General features: G+C 74.7%; 6 protein-coding genes and 1 riboswitch. Of the genes, 5 read left to right on the plus strand and 1 reads right to left on the minus strand.

Annotation, left to right across the window (positions count from 1 at the left end; all coding sequences use genetic code 11):
* The first annotated feature begins 133 nt into the window (after window positions 1-133).
* The 4 genes from ACFU0Y_RS16480 to ACFU0Y_RS16495 all read left to right on the plus strand — a co-directional run bounded on the left by ACFU0Y_RS16480 (window position 134) and on the right by ACFU0Y_RS16495 (window position 3,875).
* Entirely contained in the window at window positions 134-892 is a 759-nt protein-coding gene (locus ACFU0Y_RS16480; protein WP_380215767.1) for a FadR/GntR family transcriptional regulator, read from the plus strand.
* Between the two features lie 53 nt (window positions 893-945).
* Window positions 946-1,049: riboswitch (TPP riboswitch) on the plus strand.
* Window positions 1,050-1,093: 44 nt separating this feature from the next.
* Window positions 1,094-1,858, plus strand: a complete 765-nt coding sequence (locus ACFU0Y_RS16485; protein ID WP_380215769.1) for a 3-oxoacyl-ACP reductase — start codon at window positions 1,094-1,096, stop codon at window positions 1,856-1,858.
* Complete coding sequence (locus ACFU0Y_RS16490) at window positions 1,858-3,219, plus strand: LLM class flavin-dependent oxidoreductase (RefSeq protein WP_380215771.1); 1,362 nt, start codon at window positions 1,858-1,860, stop codon at window positions 3,217-3,219. The genes ACFU0Y_RS16485 and ACFU0Y_RS16490 overlap by 1 nt, the downstream gene beginning before the upstream one ends.
* Window positions 3,220-3,434: 215 nt before the next feature.
* Complete coding sequence (locus ACFU0Y_RS16495; protein WP_380215773.1) at window positions 3,435-3,875, plus strand: hypothetical protein; 441 nt, start codon at window positions 3,435-3,437, stop codon at window positions 3,873-3,875.
* A gap of 44 nt (window positions 3,876-3,919) precedes the next feature.
* Here ACFU0Y_RS16495 and ACFU0Y_RS16500 read toward each other — a convergent pair whose 3' ends face one another.
* On the minus strand, window positions 3,920-5,488 hold the full coding sequence (locus ACFU0Y_RS16500) for an alpha/beta fold hydrolase (RefSeq protein WP_380215775.1): 1,569 nt from the start codon (window positions 5,486-5,488) through the stop codon (window positions 3,920-3,922).
* Between the two features lie 357 nt (window positions 5,489-5,845).
* Between ACFU0Y_RS16500 and ACFU0Y_RS16505 the strand changes: the two genes are divergently transcribed.
* Window positions 5,846-5,971, plus strand: a complete 126-nt coding sequence (locus ACFU0Y_RS16505; RefSeq protein WP_380215777.1) for a hypothetical protein — start codon at window positions 5,846-5,848, stop codon at window positions 5,969-5,971.
* The last annotated feature ends 19 nt before the right edge of the window (window positions 5,972-5,990 follow it).

Here is a 5,990-nt window from a genome sequence, read left to right on the forward strand (position 1 = left end):
GCGCTGCCCGGACGGGGCGGCGCGCCGCTCCCGCTCGCGGCCCCGCCCGGTCCGGCCGCTCTCGGAGGACGACGCCCGCGGCGGGGTCCGTGGCACGATGGGCGCACGTCGCACGGCAGGGAGGAGCGCCATCGTGAGCGATCCCGTCCGGCACCCCCGCATCCGGCCCGTGCGCCAGGGCAACGCCTTCGAGGAGGCCGTGGAGCGGATCCTCGACTCGATCCGGCTCGGCCTGTTCCGCAAGGGCGAGCGGCTCCCGCCCGAGCGGGAGACCGCGGCGATGCTCGGCATCTCCCGTGCCACGCTGCGGGAGGCCCTGCACGAGCTCCAGGCCGCCGGCGTCCTGGAGGTGGTGCGCGGCCGGTACGGCGGGACCTTCGTGACCGGCCGCACCGCCCTGCCGGACGAGGCGCTGCCCCCGGTGGATCCCGCGGACGTCGAGGACGTGCTGGTGTTCCGCGCGGTCGTGGAGCCCGCCGCGGCGGAGCTGGCCGCGGCCGCGTCCCTCAGCGCGGCGGCCCGGGAGCACCTGCTCGCGTGCCTGCGCCAGGTCGAGGAGAGCCCCCCGGAGGACTACCGCCCCGCCGACGCCCGCTTCCACATCGCGGTGGCGGAGCTGGGCGGCTGCCCGAGCCTGGTCCGCGCCGTCGCGGAGGTGCGCTCCCGGGCCAGCGACCTGCTCGACCGGATCCCCGTGCTGCCGGTCAACCTCGAGCACTCCGACCGCCAGCACCGCGAGCTCGCCGACGCCGTCCTGGCGGGCGACGCCCCCGCTGCCCGGGCCGCCTCCCTCGCGCACCTGGAGGGCACGGCCGCGCTGCTGCGCGGATTCCTCGGGCACGGGGGGCCCGCCGACGACGGCGTCCCCGGCGACGGCCGCGACCCCGTGTGACCCGCTGCGGCCGGCGGAACGGGCGGCCCGCGGACCGGGTGCCTATACTCGTGCGCAGTGACACGGGGTGCCGGCACCGCACGACGAGCCGGCTGAGATGACACCCGTCGAACCTGATCCAGTTAGGACTGGCGAAGGGATGTCCTGCCGGGACCGGCCGTGGCCGGCCCGCGTCTCCTCGCCCTGACCCCAGGGAGACCCATGCAGATCGCAGCACAGATCGTCCTCGTCACCGGCGGAGCCCGCGGGCTCGGACGCAGCGTCGTCGAGGCCTTCGCCGGCCAGGGCGCGAAGGTCGTCGTCAACCACCGGCGCAGCGGCGCGGCCGCGGCGGAGCTCGCCGACCGGTACGGCCCCGACCGGGCGGTGGCCCTGCCCGCCGACGTGACCGACCCCGCGCAGGTGGCCGAGATGCTGCGCGCCGCCCGGGAGCACTTCGGCTCCCCCGTCACCACGGTGGTGAACAACGCGCTGGCCGACTTCTCCTTCAACGGCGACTCCCGCTCCACCGCGGAGGACATCCGCTGGGAGGAGTTCGACACCCAGTTCTCCGGCAGCGTCCGCGGGGCCCTCAACACCACCCAGCACGCGCTGCCCGGCATGCGGGAGCAGGGCTTCGGCCGGATCGTCAACATCGGCACGAACCTCTTCCAGAACCCGGTGGTGCCCTACCACGACTACACGGCCGCCAAGGCCGCGCTCCTGTCGCTGACCCGCACCCTGGCCAAGGACCTCGGACGGCACAACATCACCGTCAACATGGCCTCCGGCGGGCTGCTGCGCACCACCGACGCCAGCGCCGCCACGCCCGAGGCGGTCTTCGACCAGATCGCGGCGGGCACCCCGCTGGGCCGCGTCACCACCCCGGCCGAGTTCGCCGACGCCCTCCTGTTCTTCGCCTCGCCGTGGGCGCGCTCGGTCACCGGGCAGAACCTGGTGGTCGACGGCGGACTGGTCCTCGACTGATGGGGACCACCGCGCCCGCCCCTCGACAGCTGCACCTCAACGCCTTCCTCTTCGGCGCGGGCCACCACCAGGCCGCCTGGCGGCACCCGGACTCCCCGCTGGAGCAGCTCGGGGACATCACCCACTGGGAGCGCCTCGCCCGCAGCGCCGAGCGCGGTCTGCTCGACGCCGTGTTCTTCGCCGACGGGCACAGCACCGGCGACGTGGGCGAGGGGCCCCGGTGGTTCCTCGAACCGCTCACGGCCCTGTCCGCGATGGCCCGGGCCACGGAGCGGATCGGCCTGGTCAGCACGGTCTCGACGACCTTCTGGACACCGTTCCACGCCGCCCGGCTGCTGGCCTCCCTCGACCACATCAGCCGCGGGCGGGCCGGCTGGAACGTGGTCACCTCCATGTTCGACGCCGAGGCGCGCAACCACGGCCTGCCGGGCATGCCGCCGCACGCCGAGCGCTACGCGCGGGCGGCGGAGTTCATCGACGTGACGCAGCGGCTCTGGGACTCGTGGTCCGACGACGCCCTGGTCGGCGACCGGCACGGCCTGCACGCCGATCCCGAGCGGGTGCACCGGATCGACCACGCCGGTGAGCACTTCCGCGTGGACGGCCCGCTGACCGTGCCGCGCCCGCCCCAGGGGCGCCCGGTCCTGTTCCAGGCGGGCGCCTCCGGGCCGGGGCGGGACCTGGCCGCCCGGCACGCCGAGGGGGTCTACGCCGTGGCCCACGACCTGGAGAGCGCGCGGGAGTACCGCACGGACCTCAGGCAGCGGGTCGCCGCGGCCGGACGGGACCCGGAGGGCGTGGCTGTCATGCCCGGCCTGGTCGCCTACGTGGGCTCCACGGAGGAGGAGGCCCGCGCGAAGCAGGCGGAGGTGGACGCCCTGCTGCCCTCGGAGCAGTCCCTGGCCCAACTGTCCGCGTTCATCCAGCAGGACTGCGGCGACTGGGAGCTGGACGCCCCGGTCCCGGAGCTGCCGCCGCTCGAGGGCTTCACCGGACCGCAGGGCCGGTACGCCACGATCCTGCGGATCGTGGCGGTCGAGCGGCCCACCGTGCGGCAGCTGCTGGGCCGGCTGGCCGCCGGGGGCGGGCACTGCACGGTGGTCGGCACCCCGGAGGCCGTCGCGGACCGGATGGAACGCTGGTTCCGCTCGGGCGCGGCCGACGGCTTCAACCTCATGCCGCCCCGGCTGCCGGACTCCCTCGACGACTTCGTGGACCACGTGGTGCCCGTCCTCCAGCGCCGCGGGCTCTTCCGCACCCGCTACACGGCCTCGACGCTGCGTGGGCACCTGGGACTGCCGCGGCCCGACGACCGTCGACGGAGTGCTTCCGCACCCGGTACGACGACGACCATGACGTGACCGAGTCCGTCCGGCCCCCGGCCTCGGCCACGGCGGCGAGCAGGTCGCGCGGCAGGCTGCGTCCGACGTCCATGGTGACTCCCGAGGTCTCGATCGCCCCCGTCGTGACACAGGGCACGGGCCCATGGTGGAATGTGTCGCACCCGCCGTCAACGACGGCGCCCGCCGCGGTCGTCATGGCCGGACACGGCCGGAAGCACCGAGGCGCACCAGCCATGGGCCGTCCCGCGCACCGGCGCACCGGCTCCCACGCCGTCCCGTCACCACCCCCGCACCAGGGAGCAGTGCGGGCGGTCCGGGCCGTCGGCGTGTACTTCGCCGGCTGCGCCGTGCTGAACGCCGTCCACACCGTCCGGACCGCCCCGCGGTTCCTGGCGTGGTTGCGGGACAGCGCGTGGTCGCCGCCCCACCGGCGGCTGCCGGAGGCGCTGGGACCCGCGGCACCCGCCGTCGTGCTGGGCGCGGCGTGCTTCCAGGCGGTCGTCGGCTACCACCTGCTGCGGGGCCGCCGGGTCCCCGGGGCGCTGCGCTGGGCCCAGGCCTGGGTGCTGGGCCTGGTCCCGGCGCTGCCCTGGCCCTACTGGGTCCCGAACGCCCTCTCCGCGGTGGCCTTCGAAGCCGTCCGCCGCAGGACCGTCAGGTTCCGCGCCGATTGACCACCCGTCCGGGGGCGGGACGACACCGGCGGAGGACGCGGTCCTCAGGGACGGTCGGGGCCGCCGGTCCTGGCCAGGACGGTGTCGATCATGACGTCGTGGAACCGTGATGGCTGGTCCAGGTGCGGGGTGTGCCCGGAGCGGTCGAGCACCACCAGTTCCTTGTCCGGCGCGTCGAGGTCCTCGAACCACTCCACGGCCAGGTCCGACCGCCCCGGGGACTCATGGGCACCCTCCACCACGTACACCGGCACGCCCAGTTCGGGGACGTCGCGACGGAAGTCGATGTCCTGCAGCTGCGGGTAGAGCACCGCGAAGGTGTCGATGATCCCGCCCATCGCCCGGACCTGCTCGGTGAGGGTGTACTCCTCCACGAACAGGCTCACCGGATACTGACTGGCCGGGTCGAAGTCGTCCCCGTGCGGGAAGTCCCGGTACTCGGGATTCGTCGACAGCGCGTCCGGGTAGGCCAGCATGTCCGTATACGGGGGCGGGCCGTTGTCCCGCAGCCGCTGGGCGAAGTCGGTCTCGCCCGTCCGTTCCGCCCAGGCCAGGGTCTCGGCGTACATCCGCCGGTCGGTCTCCTGCTGGTCCACCATCTGTCCCGACCCGACGTAGGCGTGGAACTTCTCGGGGGCCTGCTGGACCGCCAGCACCCCCAGTGTGGTGCCCCAGGAGCTGCCCACGAGATAGATCTTCTCCTGCCCGAACCGGTTCCGCAGGTGGTCGGCGACCGCCACGGTGTCGGCCACCATCTGCTCCACCGTCATCGTGGCGGTCGGCTCCAGCGCGGACAGGGACTTGCCGGTGCCGCGCTGGTCCCACACCGCCACCACGAAGTCCTCCTCCAGTCCCTGTCCGGAGGCGCGCATCGCCCCCAGTGCCGTGCCGCCGGGCCCGCCTTCGAGGAAGAGCAGCACCGGGTTGTCCCGGTCGTGGCCGCGGATCATGATCGACTGCTCGTGGCCCCCGATCGCGACGGTGGTCAGCTCGGCCACACTGCCCGGCAGGGGCGCGCCGTCGGCTCCGACGATGGGCGCGGTCCTCGCCGGGCGCAGCAGAGCTGCTGCCAGGGCCAGCACCAGCACCGCCGCCAGGACGGCAGCGCCCCGCCGGACGTAGCCCCCGGCACGACGGCGACCCGGGGGGACTCTCCGGGTGAGGCGTCGTCCGGCAGCCGCTCCCCACACCGCGCCCACGGCCAGCGGGAATCCCATCACCAGGGCGTCGAAGCCGCGCCCGGCCACGAGTGCGGCGACCCCGTAGACACTGCCCAGGTGGATGCCGTCCACGGTCGGCCCGACCGCCGGGATCCGCGCCAGCTCGAACGCCGTCCCGAAGACCGCCGGGGCCAGCAGCACCGACCACCGCGAGGCGGTGAGCAGCCCCGCGGCCGCGCCCAGCGCCGAGCACAGGACCAGCACCGACACGGACTGGCCCGATGTGACCGGCCCCCTCGGCAGCACCAGGCCCGACAGCAGACCGACCACCGCCACCAGGACCACGGCGGCCGCGCCGGCAACGCGCCGGTCGGCGTGGACACGGACCAGGAGGGAGAGGGGCCGGGGCCGGGCCGCGGAGTGTCCGGCGGGGTGGTGGTCCAGCGTGCTCATCGCCGGCCTTTCGGACTTCTCGGAGTGGAGGGATTCGTGCCACTCATTCTCGGCCCCATTCCTCCCGGGGGCTGCTCGGGAAGGCACTCGGTCCGTCACATACCGCTGATCCCGTGCCGGCGGCGGCCGTGTCATCAGCCCCGGATCCCTGGCGCGCAGGCCCGACGGCACCACGACCGGAGGCCGGCCGAGCCCTTGCCCGGATCGGCCCGCCGCCCTATCGGGGTGGCTGGAGGAAGGCGGTCGTCACCCAGCGGCGCCTGCTCGGCCGCTTCGGCGGAGAGGTGCACGGCAACCGGTCCGGGGCGCTGCGCCTGGTGCTGGGCGCCTGCTCCTTTCCTGGAGCTGCGGATCCCGGTGTTCTTCGTGGAGGGACGGCACGACCACGAGGCCCCGGCGGAGCTCGCCGAGGAGACGGACCGGTTCACCCGGTTCATGGTGGAGACGGTCCTTGCCGTCGCCACGCGCCACGACGGCCGGTGAGGGGGGCGCCCCAGCGGGG

It is taken from the genome of Kocuria sp. NPDC057446 (assembly GCF_042802875.1).
Classification (GTDB): Bacteria; Actinomycetota; Actinomycetes; order Actinomycetales; family Micrococcaceae; genus Kocuria.

What these genes read in the sequence shown, in the direction of transcription:
- ACFU0Y_RS16485 (WP_380215769.1), top strand. Translation starts at nt 1,094, where the DNA reads ATGCAGATCGCAGCACAGATCGTCCTCGTCACCGGCGGAGCCCGCGGG.
- ACFU0Y_RS16490 (WP_380215771.1), top strand. Translation starts at nt 1,858, where the DNA reads ATGGGGACCACCGCGCCCGCCCCTCGACAGCTGCACCTCAACGCCTTC.
- ACFU0Y_RS16495 (WP_380215773.1), top strand. Translation starts at nt 3,435, where the DNA reads ATGGGCCGTCCCGCGCACCGGCGCACCGGCTCCCACGCCGTCCCGTCA.
- ACFU0Y_RS16500 (WP_380215775.1), bottom strand. Translation starts at nt 5,488, where the DNA reads ATGAGCACGCTGGACCACCACCCCGCCGGACACTCCGCGGCCCGGCCC.